Source organism: Ectopseudomonas guguanensis (assembly GCF_900104265.1).
Lineage (GTDB): Bacteria > Pseudomonadota > Gammaproteobacteria > Pseudomonadales > Pseudomonadaceae > Aquipseudomonas > Aquipseudomonas guguanensis.
Window position 1 is genome coordinate 86,270 of the sequence record NZ_FNJJ01000016.1, and the last position, 14,105, is coordinate 100,374.

At 64.6% G+C, this 14,105-nt stretch carries 17 protein-coding genes; 9 read left to right on the top strand and 8 right to left on the bottom strand.

All coding sequences use genetic code 11. From position 1 onward, the window contains the following. Positions 1-157 precede the first annotated feature (157 nt). The 8 genes from BLS61_RS20985 to BLS61_RS21020 all read left to right on the top strand — a co-directional run bounded on the left by BLS61_RS20985 (position 158) and on the right by BLS61_RS21020 (position 5,663). Positions 158-934 carry a class II aldolase/adducin family protein gene (locus BLS61_RS20985; protein ID WP_090434216.1) on the top strand — a complete coding sequence of 259 codons (777 nt, stop codon included), beginning with the start codon at positions 158-160 and terminating at the stop codon, positions 932-934. Continuing rightward, on the top strand, positions 931-1,824 hold the full coding sequence (locus tag BLS61_RS20990; protein WP_090434220.1) for an alpha/beta fold hydrolase: 894 nt from the start codon (positions 931-933) through the stop codon (positions 1,822-1,824). The genes BLS61_RS20985 and BLS61_RS20990 overlap by 4 nt, the downstream gene beginning before the upstream one ends. Further along, complete coding sequence (locus tag BLS61_RS20995) at positions 1,817-2,347, top strand: DUF1569 domain-containing protein (RefSeq protein ID WP_090434223.1); 531 nt, start codon at positions 1,817-1,819, stop codon at positions 2,345-2,347. Before BLS61_RS20990 ends, BLS61_RS20995 begins: the two co-directional genes overlap by 8 nt. 93 nt (positions 2,348-2,440) lie before the next feature. Then, positions 2,441-2,770, top strand: a complete 330-nt coding sequence (locus tag BLS61_RS21000; RefSeq protein ID WP_090434226.1) for a hypothetical protein — start codon at positions 2,441-2,443, stop codon at positions 2,768-2,770. Positions 2,771-2,882: 112 nt separating this feature from the next. Beyond that, complete coding sequence (locus tag BLS61_RS21005) at positions 2,883-3,794, top strand: SDR family oxidoreductase (RefSeq protein ID WP_090434229.1); 912 nt, start codon at positions 2,883-2,885, stop codon at positions 3,792-3,794. Between the two features lie 135 nt (positions 3,795-3,929). Next, the gene (locus BLS61_RS21010) at positions 3,930-4,538 is read left to right on the top strand and encodes a DUF2846 domain-containing protein (RefSeq protein ID WP_090434232.1); all 609 of its coding nucleotides are present in this window, start codon (positions 3,930-3,932) and stop codon (positions 4,536-4,538) included. Between the two features lie 88 nt (positions 4,539-4,626). Continuing rightward, positions 4,627-5,208: a DJ-1/PfpI family protein gene (locus BLS61_RS21015; protein WP_090434234.1), complete on the top strand. Its 582-nt coding sequence runs from the start codon at positions 4,627-4,629 to the stop codon at positions 5,206-5,208. 152 nt (positions 5,209-5,360) lie between these two features. Then, on the top strand, positions 5,361-5,663 hold the full coding sequence (locus BLS61_RS21020; RefSeq protein WP_013716665.1) for a ribbon-helix-helix domain-containing protein: 303 nt from the start codon (positions 5,361-5,363) through the stop codon (positions 5,661-5,663). A 200-nt stretch (positions 5,664-5,863) separates the two neighbouring features. Here BLS61_RS21020 and BLS61_RS21025 read toward each other — a convergent pair whose 3' ends face one another. From BLS61_RS21025 to BLS61_RS21055, 7 genes are read right to left on the bottom strand one after another with little or no spacing between them, the layout of a single operon-like run. Beyond that, positions 5,864-7,360: an ATP-binding protein gene (locus BLS61_RS21025; RefSeq protein ID WP_090434236.1), complete on the bottom strand. Its 1,497-nt coding sequence runs from the start codon at positions 7,358-7,360 to the stop codon at positions 5,864-5,866. Beyond that, positions 7,357-8,013, bottom strand: coding sequence for a response regulator (locus BLS61_RS21030; protein ID WP_024309093.1), 657 nt, complete (start codon positions 8,011-8,013; stop codon positions 7,357-7,359). The genes BLS61_RS21025 and BLS61_RS21030 overlap by 4 nt, the downstream gene beginning before the upstream one ends. A gap of 27 nt (positions 8,014-8,040) precedes the next feature. After that, entirely contained in the window at positions 8,041-8,691 is a 651-nt protein-coding gene (locus tag BLS61_RS21035; RefSeq protein WP_090434239.1) for a tetratricopeptide repeat protein, read from the bottom strand. Positions 8,692-8,702: 11 nt separating this feature from the next. Then, on the bottom strand, positions 8,703-9,494 hold the full coding sequence (locus tag BLS61_RS21040; RefSeq protein WP_090434242.1) for an SDR family oxidoreductase: 792 nt from the start codon (positions 9,492-9,494) through the stop codon (positions 8,703-8,705). 4 nt (positions 9,495-9,498) lie between these two features. After that, positions 9,499-10,158, bottom strand: a complete 660-nt coding sequence (locus BLS61_RS21045; protein ID WP_090434245.1) for an iron-containing redox enzyme family protein — start codon at positions 10,156-10,158, stop codon at positions 9,499-9,501. Further along, on the bottom strand, positions 10,155-11,603 hold the full coding sequence (locus tag BLS61_RS21050; RefSeq protein ID WP_090434248.1) for an AMP-binding protein: 1,449 nt from the start codon (positions 11,601-11,603) through the stop codon (positions 10,155-10,157). Before BLS61_RS21050 ends, BLS61_RS21045 begins: the two co-directional genes overlap by 4 nt. After that, on the bottom strand, positions 11,587-12,276 hold the full coding sequence (locus tag BLS61_RS21055) for a thermostable hemolysin (RefSeq protein WP_090434251.1): 690 nt from the start codon (positions 12,274-12,276) through the stop codon (positions 11,587-11,589). Before BLS61_RS21055 ends, BLS61_RS21050 begins: the two co-directional genes overlap by 17 nt. Before the next feature lie 223 nt (positions 12,277-12,499). Here BLS61_RS21055 and BLS61_RS21060 point away from each other — a divergent pair, with 223 nt between their 5' ends. After that, positions 12,500-13,546 carry a PDDEXK nuclease domain-containing protein gene (locus tag BLS61_RS21060; protein ID WP_090434254.1) on the top strand — a complete coding sequence of 349 codons (1,047 nt, stop codon included), beginning with the start codon at positions 12,500-12,502 and terminating at the stop codon, positions 13,544-13,546. Between the two features lie 66 nt (positions 13,547-13,612). Here the strand turns inward: BLS61_RS21060 and BLS61_RS21065 are convergent, their stop codons facing one another. Continuing rightward, positions 13,613-14,011, bottom strand: a complete 399-nt coding sequence (locus BLS61_RS21065) for a nuclear transport factor 2 family protein (protein WP_090434257.1) — start codon at positions 14,009-14,011, stop codon at positions 13,613-13,615. Positions 14,012-14,105 lie beyond the last annotated feature (94 nt).

Sequence of the window (14,105 nt, forward strand, 5' to 3'; positions counted from 1 at the left end):
GGTGGATAAGGGCGGCGTATAGGCCCTTGTCGCACCCTGGCGCAGCCGCGGCGTGACCCGCAAAGCCATCAAGATGGCTGCCAGGGCAACTACCACCACGCAGGCGCATGGCTAGACTGCGGACACCACCGATCAACAAGAACATTGAGGTGTCGCCGTGAATGCTCCGCTGCAACTTCCTGCCGTGAAAAATCAAGTGTCCGAAGCCGAATGGCGCACGCGCGTCGATCTCGCCGCCTGCTATCGCCTGATCGCACTCTACGGTTGGGACGACCTGATCTTCACCCATATTTCCGCCAAGGTGCCGGGGACCGAAGATTTCCTCATCAACCCCTATGGCCTGATGTTCCACGAAATCACGGCGTCCAGCCTGGTCAAGGTCGATCTGGCCGGCAGCAAGCTGATGGACAGCCCGTTCGACATCAACCCGGCCGGCTACACCATCCACAGCGCGGTGCACGAGGTGCGCCCCGACGTCGGTTGCGTGCTGCACATCCACACCCCGGCCGGCATCGCCGTGTCGGCGCAGAAGCAGGGGCTGCTGCCGCTGTCGCAACAGTCGCTGTTCGTCCTTGCCAGCCTGGCCTACCACGGCTACGAAGGGGTGGCGCTGAACCATGACGAGAAGGCGCGGCTGCAGGCGGACCTGGGCGACAAGAACTTCATGATCCTGCCCAACCACGGCCTGCTCACGGCGTTCGGCAGTATCGCCGACGCTTTTCTCGGCATGTTCATCCTGCAGCGTGCCTGCGAGATTCAGGTCATGGCGCAGAGTGGCGGCGGCGAACTGATCCATATTCCGCAGCAGATTCTCGACGGCGCTCGGGCCATGGTCGCCGGGGTGATGAAGACGCCGCAGGGCATGGGCGGCTCGCTGCCCTGGCCGGCGCTGCTGCGCAAGCTGGACCAGCAGATGCCGGGTTACGACCAGTGAGCGAGTTGCCGGGTATCGCCCTGGAGCAATGGCGCGAGCAAGGCCAGACCCTGGACTTTCGTGGCCACGCCATCCGCTACTGGGTTGCCGGTGACGCCGGGGCCGAGCCGCTGCTGCTGATTCATGGCTTTCCCAGTGCCAGCTGGGACTGGCACCGCCTGTGGGCACCGCTGGCTGCGCGTTATCGGTTGATCGCCTGCGACATGCTCGGTTTCGGTTATTCGGCCAAGCCACGTGGCCATGCCTACAGCCTGCTGGAACAGGCCGATCTGCAGCAGGCGCTGCTGGCGCATATCGGCGAACGGCGGCCACTACACCTGCTGGCCCACGACTACGGCGACAGCGTGGCCCAGGAGCTGATCGCGCGGCATCAGGACGGGCAACTGCAACTGGCCAGCTGCGTGTTCCTCAATGGCGGTCTGTTCCCCGAAACCCATCATCCGGTACGCGTGCAGAAACTGCTGCTCGGCCCGCTTGGCCCTCTGATCGGCCGATTGTTCTCGCGACGCAAGCTGGCGCAGAGTTTCGCCCGTATCTTCGGCCCGCAGACGCAGGCCAGCGACGCCGAGCTGGATGCGCTGTGGCAACTGGTGGCCTACAACAACGGCCCAGCCGTCATGCATCGCCTGATCCGCTACATGCCCGAGCGGCGCCAGCAACGGCAGCGCTGGGTCACGGCGATGCAGGCCACCGCCGTGCCGATGCGGGTGATCGATGGCGCCTTTGACCCGATCTCGGGGACGCATATGGTGGCGCGCTACCGGGAGCTGATCGCTGACGCCGACACCGTGCTGCTCGAGGGTATCGGCCACTATCCACAGCTCGAAGCCCCGGCTGCGGTGCTCGAGCATTACCTGCAGTTTCGCCACGCAAGGAGTTCGCATGCGTAGACGTACCCTGCTCAAAGGCGCGGCAGTGAGCGGCGCCGCCGTGCTCGGCGCCGGTTACTGGGCATTGCCCGCCGGCCCGCGGCCGGCCGCGGTCAGCCTGGATGGCGCTCGCCAGGTACTGGCGGATCTGCAGGGTAGGGCGCTGCGAAGCGTCAGCGGCTGGAGCCCGAGTGAGGTGTTCAATCACTGCGCGCAGAGCATCGATTACTCCATCGATGGCTATCCCGAGCTGAAGCCCGCCTGGTTTCGCCATACGCTGGGGCCTGCCGCGTTCGCCGTGTTCAGCTCGCGTGGCGCCATGCGACACCCTCTGGACGAAGCCATTCCCGGCGCCGCCGCATTGACCGAACCGAGCAGTCAGGCGCTGGCCCTGCAGCGGCTGCAGGCAGCCTTCGAACGTTTCGCCGAGTATCGGGGGGGGCTACAGCCGCACTTCGCCTACGGCGTCCTGGATCATGCTGAATACGCCGAGGCGCACGTGTTGCACCTTTACAACCACCTGAGTCTGATTCGACCGGCCTGATACGCGAGCGGTACTGGGATAAATTTTTGTCGAACCTCCTGCGCAGGCAGTGACTCACTAACTGTGTCACTCACAGAAAAGTCGAGGTCACTCATGAACAACATGAACAAGAAGTTATCTGCACTGCTGTTGAGCGGGATTCTGGGCGCGATGGCGCTGCCTGCCATGGCCGAAACCGAGTCCAATGGCACCAGCTCTCCGGGGCCGACCATGCCGTCCGCACCGGGCGAGGCTCCGATGAATCCGGGCGATGAAGGCAACGGCATCCCGCCGGTGCAGGGTCCTAACACCGACGGTAACCCCGGTGGTGATCGCGGGGGTTCCGGTGGCAATGGCACTGACGGCACTGGCACTGGTGGCACTGGCACCGGCGGCAGCGGTACTGGCGGTACCGGCGGCGCTGGTTCCGGCTCCGGTAGCTGAGGCACATAAGGTCGCATTATCGGCCGTCATTCAGGGGCCCCGCGCGCCTTGTGAAGCACGCGGGGCTGCCTGACACTCGGGAGCCTTCACAACCTGCCCGAGGAAGCTTTCGATGAGCGAAGCCATCCGTTTCGAAGATCAAGTGGTCATAGTCACCGGTGCTGGCGGTGGCCTGGGCCGCGCCCATGCGCTGCTGTTCGCCCGTCACGGCGCCAAGGTGGTGGTCAACGATCTCGGTGGCAGCACCCACGGTGAAGGGGCCAACGCCTCGGCGGCCGACAAGGTGGTGGAAGAGATTCGCGCCTTTGGCGGTACCGCAGTGGCCAACCACGACTCGGTCACCGATGGCCACAGGATCGTGCAGACCGCGCTGGATCATTTCGGCCGTATCGACGTGCTGGTCAACAATGCCGGCATCCTGCGCGACAAGAGCTTTCACAAGATGGAAGACGCCGACTGGGACCTGGTCTACAAGGTTCACGTCGAAGGCGCCTACAAGACCACTCACGCCGCTTGGCCTCACTTGCGCGAACAGAACTTCGGCCGCGTGATCTTCACTTCGTCGACCTCCGGTATCTACGGCAATTTCGGCCAGAGCAACTACGGCATGGCCAAGCTCGGCCTCTATGGCCTGACCCGCACCCTGGCCATCGAAGGGCGCAAGAACAACATCCTGGTCAATGCCATCGCCCCGACCGGCGCCACGCGTATGACCGAAGGCCTGATCCCGCCGCAGGTGTTCGAGCAGCTCAAGCCCGAGCTGGTCAGCCCGCTGGTGGTGTACCTCGCTAGCGCGGCTTGCCAGGACACCGGCGGCCTGTTCGAAGTCGGCGGCGGCTGGGTCGGCAAGGTGCGCTGGGAGCGCAGCCTGGGCGCCGGTTTCGACCCCAGGGCCGGTTTCAGCCCCGAGGACGTCGCCGCGCAGTGGTCGCGTATCTGCGATTTCGACGGCGCTGCGCACCCGGCGGACAACGTCGAAGCGCTCAGGGAAATGATGGCGAACCTGCAGAAATATGCGCTCTGAGCGATAGCTGGTTGAAAAGGGGCCGACAGCGATGTCGGCCTTTTTGCGTTGCGGGCTGCGAGCCCCACTTTCGTCGGGTGATGCCGGCGCGCAGCGCGGCTAAGCTGGGCGCATAACCATAAAAGGGAATGTTCGATGCGCCGTCTGCTGCAGTTGCTGCCCATCGTCCTGCTTGCCGCCTGTTCCACCCCGGGCGCCTTCTTCGGCACCGTCAAGGGCGACGCCTTCGCGCCGCATGTCCTCAGTGACGAAAATCATGCCCTGGTCTATCTGTACCGCCTGCGCAGCGACTGGGCCGATCAGGAGCTGGAGGCGCCCGGGCTGTTTCTCGACAACCAGCTGATCGGCAGCCTGCCGAGCAACGGCTACCTGGTGCTGGAGTTCGACGCCGCCAGCTACAAACTGGAGATGCGCCGCCCGCTGGCCGGCAGTTTCTGGACGCTGCTGGCCGACGGGCCATTCGATTTCACCCTGATCGCCAGCTTCACCCTCGACGCCGCGGTCGGCGCCACCTATTACCTGCGTTACGACGAGGATGGCCCGCCGCCTATGGGCGGGGCGCTGGAAGGTGGCGGTGATGGGCCCTTGCAACTGGTAACTGCGGAACTGGCGCAGGCCGAGCTGGGCGCGACCCGCCAGGTGCAGCCGATGGCGCGCATCGCGGCCAGTAAGCAGGAACCGGAGCGCCCGCAACGCGGTTTCTGGCGCGCGATCGGCGAGGCGCTGGACAAGGTCGGCATCTGAGCGCTCGGGAGTAGTACCCGGCTGTTACCTGTCGGAATGAACAGGGGCGAATAATGGCGTTCGTTCCACCTACCTTCAGGAGACGATCATGGCTGCCAAGAAGATTCTCATGCTGGTCGGCGACTACGCCGAGGATTACGAAACCATGGTGCCGTTCCAGGCACTGCAGATGGTCGGTCACACCGTGCATGCGGTCTGCCCGGACAAGGTCACCGGACAGACGGTACGCACCGCCATCCATGATTTCGAGGGCGACCAGACCTACAGCGAGAAGCCGGGGCACAATTTTGCGCTGAACTTCGATTTCGCCAAGGTGCGCGCAGAGGATTACGACGCCCTGGTCATTCCCGGTGGCCGCGCGCCGGAATATCTGCGCCTCAATGACGAGGTCGTGACACTGGTGAAGGCGTTCGCCGCCGCTGACAAACCCATCGCCGCCGTTTGCCACGGGGCCCAGTTGCTGGCGGCCGCAGGTGTGCTGGAAGGGCGCGAATGCAGCGCCTATCCTGCCTGTGCGCCGGAAGTGACATTGGCCGGTGGCAAGTACGTGGACATTGCAGTGGATCAGGCGCATGTGCAGGGCAAGCTGGTCACTGCGCCGGCCTGGCCAGCGCACTCGGCCTGGCTGGCGGCGTTTCTCAAGGTGCTCGGCACGGAAATCCGTCTGTAACCAACGTAGCCCGGATGCAATCCGGGGCCGCACCCCTGTCGGCATCCCCTGATTGCATCCGGGTTACGACGCGAGCAAGACGTAGGGCGGGTGCAACCCGCCAGTCCATATGTGGCGGGTTGCACCCGCCCTACCTTTCAGGAGCACGACCGATGTGCGAACTCTATGTAAAGGCCGACCCCATCCTCTACGAGTCGCGCTCACGCTCGCTGCGCATCCGCGGCGTGGTCACCACCCTGCGCCTGGAGAACCAGTTCTGGGACATCCTGCGCGAGATCGCCGAAGTCGATGGCATGACCACCAACCAGCTGATCGCCAAGCTGTACGAGGAGGTCATGGACTTTCGTGGCGAAGTGGTCAACTTCGCCTCGTTCCTGCGCGTCAGCTGCACCCGCTACCTGGCGCAGAAGGCCGGGCGTCAGGTGCCGCTGCGGGTGGTCGGCGCGGCGGGTTGAATCACTGGTACATCCAGAAGTTCGGGTGTTCCTGCACGCTTGGTGTAGTCACCTGTTGGGCGGGTTGGGCGGGCTGGAAGAGGCGCTTGATCAGGCTCATGCGAGATGACTCCGTTAATGGCTGTTGAACAGGCGTGCATGATCGGAGTAGCGCTTCGATTGATAAAACGGATTGTCTCTATGCTGGCAATTGCATATGTCTATGTTCTGGCCTCACCGCCAACCGCATGCCGAGGCAGTCTGACGCTGACACGCAATCCGCCGAGCGGTGATTCATCGAGGGCGATGCTGCCCTGATGCAGCTCCACCACGCGGCGCACGATGGACAGGCCAAGCCCGGCGCCCTGGCCGTCGCCGATGCGATAGAAGCGCTCGAACAGGCGCTCGCGCAGCTCCACCGGCACGCCTGGGCCGTTGTCGAGCACCTGCAGCAGCAGTTCCTGCGGCGTGGCCTGCAACTGCACCTGTATGCAGCCGCCCTCCGGGGTGTATTGCACGGCGTTGCTCACCAGGTTCTGCAGCAGGATACCCAGGCTCGGCGCATCGGCTGGCAGGCGATAGTCGGCGGGTTCCTGGGCTTCGAGTATCAGCTCCTGCCGGCGATTGAGCGCCAGCGGTGTCAGCTCGGCCAGTTCGCTGCGCAGGAAGGCCAGCAGGTCGAGATCGCTCATGTTCAGGCGAATGCCGTTGGGGTCCAGGCGCGCCAGGGTCAGTAATTGCGCGACCACCCGTGTGGCCCGGTCGACACCGCCGCCCAACTGTCGCAGGGCCTCCTCGCGATCAACGGAATCCGGCGCTTCCAGCGCGTTCTGCGCGTGGATACGCAACACCGCCAGCGGCGTGCGCAGCTCGTGGGCGGCATCGGCGATAAAGCGTTTTTCCTGCTCCAGCAACTGGTTGACCTGCATCAGCAGGCGGTTGAGCGCGGCGGCCATCGGCTCCAGTTCATTGGGTAAGGGCGGAAACACCAGCGGCGCCAGGTTGTCCGGCGCGCGGCCGCGAATGGCGTCGGCCATGCGCTTGAGCGGATACAGCCCCCAGCCGACGGTCAGCCACAGCAGCAGGCCGACGATGGGCAGGCCGATCAACAGCGGCTGCAGCGAGCGCCGGGCGATCTTGTCGATCAGTTCGCCACGCACGTCCTCGCGTTCACCCGCCAGCACCCAGTGGTAGTCGCGGCTGTCATGCAGCACGAAGACTCGCCAGCGATGCTCGCCGATGTTCAGTGTGTGATAGCCGATCAGGTAGCGGGCCAGCTGCGCCAGGCGCTGCTGCATCGGCTGGTCGTTGTCTGGCAGGACCAGGCCGAGCTGCTCGATCATGTCGTTGAGCAGGCCGGGCGGGGCACTGGCGGACTGGAACAGCAGCTCGCCATCGTCGTCGAGCATCTGGAAGGCCAGCTTGCCTTCGTATTCGTGGCCGAGCAGGTTGTCCGGGTTGCGCGCGCTGTGCAGCAACAGCGCCTCGTCGAGCACGGTCTGCATTTCGCGGCGCTCGCTCTCGCTCAGGTCATGGCGTACCAGGCCCATGAGCAGCCGCGCGGTCTGAGCCAGTTGGGCATCGAACAGCTCGCGCACCTCATGCACCGAGTCGTTGTAGATCTTGTGGCTGATCAGCCCGAAGCTACCCGCCACCAGCAGCAGGAGCAGGACCAGCAGACGGGTGCGGATGGAGCCGAAGGTTTTCAGCAGCCTCATTTGTCCACCAGATAACCGACGCCGCGCACGGTGCGGATCAGCTCCGGGAAGAATTTCTTGCGCAGGTGGTGCACGTGCACTTCCAGGGCGTTGCTTTCCACTTCCTCGTCCCAGCCATAGAGCGCCTGTTGCAGCTTGTCGCGGGTCAGCACGCGACCAGGCTGGATCAGCAACTCGTGCAGCAGAAGGAATTCCTTGCGCGGCAGGTTGATGGCCTGGCCCTGGTACTCGACCATCTGGCTCGCCGGGTCGAGGCGGATACCGCGGTACTCCAGCGCCGGTTGCGGACGCTGGAAGCTGCGCCGCAGCAGGGCGCGCAGGCGCGCCTTGAGTTCGGCGACATCGAAGGGTTTGATCAGGTAGTCATCGGCACCGGCATCGAGGCCGGCGATGCGGTCGCTGGTGGCATCGCGTGCGGTGAGCACCAGCACGGGCACCGGGTTGGCCGCGGCGCGCAGGTGCTTGAGCACCTGCAGGCCGTCCATGCGCGGCAGACCGAGGTCGAGAATGGCCAGCTCGAAGCTCTCGTGGCTCAGCGCATGCAGCGCGCTGGCGCCGTCCTGCAGCCAGTCCACGGTGTAGCCTTCTGGTTTCAGCGCGGTGCGAATGCCTTCGCCCAATGCCTGGTCGTCTTCGACGAGAAGAATGCGCATGGCCACTCCTGTAGGGATGCGTCCGAATTATCGGAGTTTACCCTCGACCTGCTGCAAAAGCGCCGTGGCTTCTGCACGGCGCCCCTTGTCGGCTAATTCACGGCCAGGACGGTCCTTGGCGGCCAGAGCTTTCTCCAGCGCGGCGCGGGCCTCCTCGTAGCGTTTCTGTCGTTGCAGGAAGTCGCCATAGAAGTAGTTGGGGTCGATGCCGTCGGGATTGATCGTCAGGGCTTGCTTGAGCATCTTCTCGGCCTGTTCGTCGTCGCCGAAACCGATGGGCCAGCCGGGCACCTGATAGTACAGGCTGCCCAGGCTGGTATAGGCCGAGCCGGCCAGGGCCTGCGGGTCGATGGCCAGGGCCTGCTCCAGGCTGGCCTTGGCCTGCTTGACCAGGCTCAGGGCGCCAAGACCGCCCTTGGCGCCGGCCTGGGTGCCGAGGATGATGCCGCGCCAGATCAGCAGCTCGGGCGCCTTGGGCTCGCTGGCCAGCGCGGCATCGGCCTCGGTGACCAGCTTGGCGAAGGCCGCCTCCCGCTGTTTCTCCGGCGTCCGGTAGTTGATCTCGGCCCAGCGCGTCTGCAACTGCTGCAACTGCGCTTCACCGTTTTCACTCAGGGCGAAGGCGGGCAGGACGCTGAGGCCGAGCGTGGCGATGATCAGCAGGCGAAGTGCTTTCATGGTGAATGTCCTCAGTGTTTGTGACGGGCGAAGCGTTGGATGATCGGCAACTGCTTGCGCAGGGCCTGGTCGACCACGCGTGGCAGCAGACCGTTGAGGCGTACGAACAGGCGTTCCGGCCAGCCCAGGTAACGCTCTTCCTGCTCGTGGTGGATGGCCTGCAGCAGCTCGGCGGCGACCACTTGCGGGTCGTCCATGGCCACGCCCAGTTCGTCGTTCATCGCCACCACGCTGGGGGCGTTCATCGCCGTGCGGGTAGCGCGCGGAGCGAAGTAGAGGACGCGCACGTTGGTGTCGGCCAATTCGCGGCGCAGCGCTTCGGAGAAGCCGCGCAGGGCGAACTTGCTGGCGCAGTAGGCGGCGAAGCCGGGATAGCCGATGGCGCCGAAGGTGGAGCCGAGGTTGATCACCAACGCCCTCCGTTGTGCGCGCAGCAGCGGCAGCAGGCGTTGGGTGAGTTGCAGCGTGGCGGTGACGTTGAGGCCGATCAGCTCGGCGATCTGCTGTTCGTCCTGCTGGTCGAGCAGGCCGAAACGGTTGACCCCGGCCGCATTGATCAGGCAGTTCAGCCCGCCGAAGTTCTGCGCGGCGGCCACCAGTGCATCGCGCCCGCTGCGGGTGGCGATATCGGCCTGCACCAGCTGAATCTGTTGCGGATAACGCTTGAGGAGCGCTTGCAGTGGCTCCAGGCGACGGCCCGCCAGCAGCAGGTGAGCGCCTTCATCGGCCAGGCGCTCGGCCAGGGTCTGGCCGATACCGCCACTGGCGCCGGTAAGCAGGGCGCGGCAATCCGTCGGTTGCATGGCCTTACTCCTCGCCTGAAAGCGGCAGGCTGCGGAACATGTCGCCATAGAGTCTGTAAACCACCTTGGCGGTGTGCACCACGGCGGCCTTGTCGTCGTCGTTGTCCAGGCGGTTCATCAGTTTCTTGAAGAACTCGATATGTTCCAGATCCAGGCTGCCGTGGGAGTTGAGGTAGCTGAAGGCCTGGCTCGGCAGCTGCAGCCTGTCCTGGATGATGCCGGCGGCCTGGGTGGCCAGGGCGATGCTGGTGCCTTCGAGCACGTTGACCATGCCGAAGAAGCTCACCGGGTTGTGCCGGGCGATGCGGTCATAGACGTAGGCCACCATCAGTTCGGTGGGCAGGCGCGGCGTGCCGTTGCGTACGGCTTCCTTGTCCGCACCACAGGCGGCGATGTCATTGAGCACCCACTCCTGGTGGCCGTACTCCTCCTCGATGTATTCGGCGATGGCCTCGCGCAGCCATTCCAGGCGTTCAGGCAGGCGCGCGCCACAGGCCATCAGCAGCGGCACGGTGTGCTTGACGTGGTGGTAGGCCTCGGTGAGGAAGGCGATGTAGCTGTGCAGGGCGACCTGGCCGCTCATGGCCTGTTGGATGATCGGCGCGCCGAGCAGGTACTCGCGCTCGGCCTGGGTCTGGGTCAGCAGGGATTGGTAGAAACTCATGCAGGTACTCCTTCTGCCATCAGTTCATCGATGGCGCGTTGGTAATGGTCGAGCAGGGCGACGCGGCGCAGGCGACCATTGGCCGTGGCCAGGTCGTTGTTCGTAGTGAAAGGTGCGTCGGCGCGCAGCCAGTGGTGCACGCGGGCGTAGTCCGGCAGGCCGCGATTGACCGTATCCACGGCTTCTTGCAACTGCGCGTCGGAGGTGTTGGAAAAGCGCGCTACCAGCACTGCGACGTTGGCCGGCAGCGCTTCGCCGTGCAGCCAGGCCTGCGCGACGGGCAACTGCTGCACCAGCTCGGACTCGACCCATTCCGGGTTGACGTTGCGTCCATAGGCGGTGATGAACTGGTGCTTCTTGCGCCCGTGCAGAACCAGAAAGCCTTGCTCGAAATGACCGAGGTCGCCGGTGGCCAGCCATTCGCCTTGCGGCGCCGGCTCACCGAGATAGCCGAGCATCCGTGCGCCCTTGACCAGCACTTCACCGTCGGCCGCCAGCGTCACCTGCAGGTGGCCAAGCGGCTGGCCGGTACTGCCGATACGGTGCCGCTCGGGCGTGTTCAGGCACACCACCGAAGCGCACTCGGACAGCCCATAACCTTCGAAGATCGGTAACTCGAGCGCGTCGGCGCGCTCCAGCAACTGCGGGGAAACTCGCCCGCCACCGACTGCCACGAAGCGCAGCGAGTCCGGCACCGGCAGCTTGCGTTCGGCAGCGCTGACCAGGGCCAGCAGCAACTGCGGCAGCAGAATCAGGCTGTGAGGCTGCGCAGCCTGTAATGCCTGAAGAAAGCGCATCAGGTCAAAGCCGCTGGCTCCGCTCAGACCGACCTGCGCCATGGGCATCAGCTCGACCCGAGCACCGGCCAGCAGCGGTGCATAGATGCCGGCAATGTTCTCCAGCAGGGTCGCCAGCGGCAGGATGCATAGATGACGTTCGACGTTGCGGCTGGCGCTGGCCGCAACCAGGCTGCGCGCCACCGCCAGTTGCGTGTCCAGGTCCAGGCATACGCCTTTGGGCTGGCCAGTGGTGCCGGAGGTGAAGGTGATCTTGCAGGTGCCCGGGTGCAGCTCGGCAGGCTGCACCACCGTGCGGCGATAGATGTCGTTCTCGACGCAGGCGAAGCCGGGGGCAGCGGCGCCGATCAGGCAATCGATGCCGGCGCTGTCGAGCACGTGACGCTGCTGCTCGGCAGAGAAGAAGCTCGGCAGCGGTACGCAGACCAGGCCGGCATGCAGCGCCGCCAGATCCCAGAGCACCCAGTCGATGCCATTGTCCAGGGCCAGCGCCACACGGTGGGCGCCAAGTGCTCGCAGGTGTCTACCTCGCGCCGCGACGGCAGCGAGCAATTCGGCGTAGGTCAGCCTGCGCTCGCCTTCAGCCAGCGCGACCTGCGGGCCGGACTCGGCCAGGCACTCGAAGAAGGCTTCAGCTGCAGACCACATCGGGCATGTCCTCCAGCGCATAGAGCGGTTGATGGCCGAGGCGCGGGTAGGCGCCAAGCTGCAACAGGCGCTGGTGGCCGCCATGGATATCGCCGGCCATGACCAGTGGACGGTTGTCGTAGTAGCTACCCCAGTCGGCCAACTCCTCGCCAATGCGCGCCGGATCGGCTTCGCCGAGGGCGATGGGCGTCAGGCCCAGGCGCTGGAAGCTGTTGAGCAGGGGTGGCGTTCCGGTAAAAGTGACCCAGCGAAAGCCCAGCGCCACCAGCAGATCGGTCAGCGCGACGATCAGCAGGCGCGCCGCGCCGGGGCTGTCGGCGGCCAGGTTGCCAACTTCCACCAGCTCGTCACGGCTGGGTTCGGTATGACCCAGGCGCGCACCGATGGCCGCCTGGATCGGCTCGTCCAGGTAACGCTCGAGAAACAGCGGCCCGCTGTTGCCGCTACGCACGCCTACAGCGCCGAGCAGCTGTCCGGCCGGATTTCCCAGGCCGAACAGGCAGGGCATGAAATGGCGGATGCGCGCGCCGTGTTGCAGCTCGAAGCGCTGACGGATAAAGCCTTCCAGAGCAGCGCGACGTGCACTGCCGGGAGCGGCCAGATGAAGTTCATAGGTGTCGCCACGGCCGATACGGGCCACGGGACGATCATGCTGCGCCCAGGGTAGTTCCATGCTCGGAACCTCGGTAATGAACCTGGGGCGATTGTGCGAAGGGCTGGCTTAACGCTGTATTAAGGCTTTGCAGAATGTTTCGGGCGTTGCGCTATCGCTGATAAGTCCGCTGCAGGGGCTTGAGCATTGGCTCACGGATGAGGGAGCGGCTAAGGTTCGTGGTGAGCAGGCCATCGCTGGCAGGATCGGTAGTTGAATTCGTTTCGGCATTCAGGGAGGAAAGATGAAACCAGACAACGCTCACCCCAGGCTACAACCCTTGCTCGCCGAACTGGCCGAGCTCATCCGCCTGGCGCGGCACCAGGCAGTGCGGGCTGTGGATGCGATTCAGGTGCAAACCTGCTGGGAAATCGGGCGGCATATCGTCGAGTTCGAACAGGGTGGTCAGACGCGTGCCGCCTACGGCAAGCAGTTGCTACCGGCCCTGGCCAAAGAGCTGGCGGCTGAGTTCGGCAGGGGCTTCGACGCAACCAATCTGCGCCATATGCGGGCGTTCTTTTTGGCTTTTCCAATTCGCGACGCACTGCGTCGCGAATTGAGCTGGACGCACTATCGCACCCTTCTCAAGGTGGACAGCGAAAGCGCGCGGCAGTGGTACATGGACGAAGCCGCCGCGCAGAACTGGAGCACCCGAGCACTTGAGCGGCAGATCGGTACGCTGTATTACGAGCGTCTGCTGGCCAGCCAGGATCGCGCGGCGGTCGAGCAGGAGGCGGCGAGCAAGCTACAGGCCTTGGGTAAGAGTCCGCGTGAGTTCGTGCGCGATCCGGTGCTATTGGAGTTCCTCGGTCTGCCCAATGCCGGCACCATGCTGGAGGGTGAGCTGGAGCAGGCGCTGATCGACCAGTTACAGAGCTTTCTGCTGGAGTTAGGCAAGGGCTTCGCCTTCGTCGGCCGGCAGCAGCGCATCAGCACCGAGAGCAAGGATTTCTACATCGACCTGGTGTTCTACAACTACCTGCTCAAGTGCTTTGTCATTTTCGATCTCAAGCGCGGCGAGTTGACCCATCAGGACATCGGCCAGATGGACATGTACGTGCGCATGTTCGATGACCTCAGGCGTGGCCCGGAAGACGGCCCGACCGTGGGCATCATCCTCTGTGCACAGAAGGATGCGTCCGTGGTGCGTTACTCGGTGCTGCAGGGCAGCGAGCAACTGTTCGCCAGCAAATACAAGCTGGTGCTGCCCAGCGAAGAAGAGCTACGGGCCGAGCTGGATCGGGAGCGAGCGCGGCTGGCCGAGCAACGTGGACTGTATTGGGTTAACTGAGCCGGGAGGCATCTTGTGCGTCAAGGAACCGAGCGGCTGAAAGGCTCGGTCCCTGTCTGAGTAGGTTCAGCCCACCTGCGCAACCCAGTCATTAAGGTTGTAGTAGTTGCTGATGCGCGCGACCTTGCCGTTCCTGATCTCGAAGAAGGCGCCGGCCGGCAGTACATAGGTCTGGCCGTTGGCTGGTGGCAGGCCTTCGTCGTCGGCCAGGTATTCGCCGTGCACCACGAACTCGGCGGCGGCGCGGCTGCCTTCGGCGTTCTGCATCACCACGATGTCGGTCAGGCGCTCGCGGTAGCAGCGGTTCATCTTGTCCATGAAGGCGGCGAAGGTGGCCTTGCCGATTTGGCGTTCACCCTGGTTGATGTCGTGCACCACGTCCTCGGTCAGCAGGTCGAGGAAGGCGGGCATGTCGCCGGCGTTGAAGGCGGCGTAGTAGGCCTGAACCAGTTCGGTGGCGGTCATGGCTAAGTTCCTTTCGTAGCGTGGTTAGTGGTGGGTTGGCACGCATGATAAGTTCGCGCTTTTGTGCCGGCATAGCCGCCGGCGTCACCCTGCT